3 protein-coding genes and 1 pseudogene are annotated in these 2,688 nt (G+C 34.1%); 1 reads left to right on the top strand and 3 read right to left on the bottom strand.

Features of this window, described 5'->3' with window-relative positions; genetic code table 11:
- A partial coding sequence (locus DFO72_RS29020) for a PrpF domain-containing protein (protein WP_279587093.1) occupies nucleotides 1-257 on the bottom strand: 257 nt, incomplete at its 3' end.
- 353 nt (nucleotides 258-610) lie between these two features.
- Between DFO72_RS29020 and DFO72_RS29015 the strand changes: the two genes are divergently transcribed.
- Nucleotides 611-1,228 carry an RraA family protein gene (locus tag DFO72_RS29015; RefSeq protein WP_113885933.1) on the top strand — a complete coding sequence of 206 codons (618 nt, stop codon included), beginning with the start codon at nucleotides 611-613 and terminating at the stop codon, nucleotides 1,226-1,228.
- Nucleotides 1,229-1,630: 402 nt separating this feature from the next.
- Here the strand turns inward: DFO72_RS29015 and DFO72_RS29010 are convergent, their stop codons facing one another.
- The gene (locus DFO72_RS29010; protein WP_113885932.1) at nucleotides 1,631-2,059 is read right to left on the bottom strand and encodes a PaaI family thioesterase; all 429 of its coding nucleotides are present in this window, start codon (nucleotides 2,057-2,059) and stop codon (nucleotides 1,631-1,633) included.
- A gap of 535 nt (nucleotides 2,060-2,594) precedes the next feature.
- Nucleotides 2,595-2,688 (bottom strand): annotated as a pseudogene (locus DFO72_RS30300) (sulfite oxidase-like oxidoreductase); the annotation flags it as partial.

The following is a 2,688-nucleotide window of genomic DNA, read 5'->3' as shown; positions in this document are numbered from 1 at the left end:
CCAAATAAATAATTTATATCATATCCCGGACGCTTGCTTTTGCTGACAATAACCACCTTGCTCGTACTTGACGTGGCACCGCCCATCCCATCGATATGTTGTCCATAAGGATCAGGGCTACCGATAACACGCAGCAATGCTTTATCACGTTCAGATGGATCAGACGGCAAATCTTCTGGAAGAAAAAAAACTCCTTTACTTGTTCCTCCACGCATATAGACTGCCGGAATTTTAATTTGTTTTCCCCAATCACTCATTAGCTGTCGTTACCTCCCTTTACCTCAATCAATTCTTCTGTTCCCTAATAAGATCATTGTATTTTTTTATTAAAAATAAAAAAAATATCTAAATGGAATTGCTAGCAATTCCATAATGGAATAGATAGATCTGTTGATAGATAACGGGCAATAAAGTAATATGACCGTTGTAAGATGATTTAAGCGGGGCATTTATCTGGAAGCTGTCAGGCCTAAGGGACAAAAATGGCTTCTCCTTTTTAAAGAATACGTAAGCGGATAGTAAAGCATTTCTAAATTTACACCACTCATTAATTTAGTATAGTAATAGTTAAGAATTAAGATAGAATCAAAAAAGAGAGGTGCTTCATTTCATGAGTCTTATAATTGATCAATTTCGATCCATTCCTACTACCTGTATTTCGGATGCTCTAGATGGACTAAATAATTTACATCCTAGTATAAAGCCACTAAGTAAAGAGTATGTACTGTGCGGAAGAGCATTTACAGTAAAAATGCCAGTAGGTGATAATCTGGCCGTACTAAAAGCGATTCGTACGGCAAATCCTGGGGATATCCTTGTGATTGATGCAAAAGGGGATGAATATAGAGCGATTGCAGGAGATTTCATTATAGGTATGGCCAAGACATTGGAAATTGGTGGAATTGTAGTGGATGGCGTCATTCGTGATTTAAAAGGAATTCAAGAACTAAATTTTCCTTTATTTTGCAAAGGAACAACTGTTGCAGCAAGTGGAAAAGCAGGTGTTGGTGAACTAAACGTTCCAATTTCTTGTGGAGGAATATCCGTCAAACCGGGTGATATCATTGTAGGTGATACAGATGGTGTTGTTGTCGTTCCAAAAGAAACAGAAGAAGTAATACTGAAAAAAGCACAAGATAAGCTGATGCAAGATCAGATAAGGGCTGATACTATCTCTGGAAAAAGATTAGAGATCATCAAATATTTAGACTCTATGATTTATAAATAAAAAATGAATTTGAAGTGGGTTAAGGAGAACTATTTCTATAACCCATTTCTTCATAAAAAAATTAGAACTTTATGGAATAGTATTTTTTTAACACGAATTTTATTTTTCCATTCTTCGTTTGCAAGTGATTGATCTATATTTGACCGGAGTATTTAATCTTTTGTTTCTCATTTTTTATTAAAAATTTTATACAAGTGAACTACCTTGGTCGCTGAGTCAAGTTTCAATAATCTGACTAATCTCAAATAACAATTCGGTAATGGTAGATGTTTACAGGATTGATTGGGCCGGATTTACCCTACTTAATATTTCTCTATAGCATTTCCTAAGGAACATATAGCACCATAACCCTATAACTACTACTCTTCTATTCACAAAAATTTCTTCCCGTATAAAGTCAGCCTATCTATTTTTAGCTTTTTCTCCTTTTAAGGTCATACATGTTGAACTTGCTTTTGCTACTAATGCTTCATTTTCATCAAATAGTGAACAATCAATAAGACCAATGGAATTTCCCTTTTTTATTACAATTGAATGGGCCTTTATGGTTGTCTTCCATACAGGCTTTAAGTAGTTGATTTTTAACTCTATTGTCGTGAATGTTTCATTTTCATTTAATAACGTTGCATAGGCTATCCCCATTGCCGCATCAGCCAAATCACAAAGAATGCCACCATGGACAGTTCCCATGGGGTTAAAATGCTCCTCCTTAGTCTCTAACATGAACAAAGCTTCTCCTCTTTTAATTTCAAGAGGAACAAATCCGATAAGTTTTGCTACTGGAGGAACTGATATTTCTTTATTTGCATTTAATTTAATAGTCTTATCCATAACTCAATCTCCATCCTTTTTTAAGTGATATGAATTCTACACAGGGTTTATAAATAAAGAAATTTCTTTTATGCTACAGACTAACGGTCCTTTTTTACCCAAAAATAAAAAAATATTTATCCGAAAAGAAAGGTATAATCCGGAAACAGCCAATCCACCCATTGGAATTTATGGATCTTCATCAATCACAATTGTCTGAACTTGATATGTTTTACTCTTCGATTTTATAACTTGCTTCCCAATCAGCAAAACCATCAGTAATAAAAACCAACACTTTTAAGAAGTTTAAGTTTGTCTTATGAAACTTTTCCTGGAACTATCATTTTTCATTCCACCAGTATGAATTTCAATTGCTCCAGTTCGAAGACAAATGAAATTTTATGTCTTATTGCGTTATTTATCGTTATTTATTATGGTTTCTTTAAGCCAAGCACCGGAACCAAAATCTGAAAAACAGCGAACCGAATAATAATAAGTCTATTTATCTAATGAAGAATAAAAGGATACCGGCAAAAGACCAATATCCCAGTATTATTTAGTTAACCCATGCATCTTGTGAGTATCCTCGTTTTTCCCAATAACCGATATGTTCATAATCAATTAACTCAATTCTGTTCAACCACTTAACA

Source organism: Cytobacillus oceanisediminis (genome assembly GCF_004366035.1).
Taxonomy (GTDB): domain Bacteria; phylum Bacillota; class Bacilli; order Bacillales; family Cytobacillaceae; genus Cytobacillus; species Cytobacillus oceanisediminis_C.
Note: the sequence above shows the minus strand (reverse complement) of the source record. Positions and strands in the feature narration are given on the sequence as shown.